Raw genomic sequence first — 545 nt, forward strand, 5'->3', positions numbered from 1 at the left:
CGGGCCTTCCCGACATACTGTGTATAGCGCATCCCGTGATGTTCCTTGGCCGTGCCAAAGACTCGTTCGATGGTTTCTTTACGCAGTTGGTATTCTTCTTTGCGTCCGATTGTGTGCCGGATTTCTTCGCACTGTTCCAGATAATCAGCCCATACATGCCGGGTGATAACTTTTGTATGATTTTTGCTCTGGGTACACTGATTCAGGTCTGGACAATTTCGACAGATTTCAGGATCACTTTTGTACTCCCGGTAACCCTCACGATTGGTTGTGCTGTATTTCAGAACCTGATCGTGAGGGCAGATGTAACAGTCGTAGTATTCATCAAAGACATAATCCTTTTTATAGAAAAACCCATCTTTGGTATGCGGTCGGGTATAGGGAAGGTTTGGCGTGATTCCGTCGAGAATCAGTTGCCTGACGATGGCCGGCGTTTTATATCCGGCATCGGCAACGATGGTTTGGGGGGCTTTTTCCTTCAGTCGGCGATATAATTCCCAGAATGCACTGCTGTCATGTTCATTGCCTGGACCAATTGTATAATT

General features: G+C 46.8%; 1 protein-coding gene. It reads right to left on the minus strand.

What is annotated here, in order from left to right; translation table 11 throughout:
- A partial coding sequence (locus FZC40_RS16970) for a transposase (protein ID WP_148606522.1) occupies nt 1–545 on the minus strand: 545 nt, incomplete at both ends.

Origin of the sequence: Acetobacterium tundrae (assembly GCF_008086615.1) — a bacterium.
In the GTDB taxonomy this organism is placed as follows: Bacteria; Bacillota; Clostridia; order Eubacteriales; family Eubacteriaceae; genus Acetobacterium; species Acetobacterium tundrae.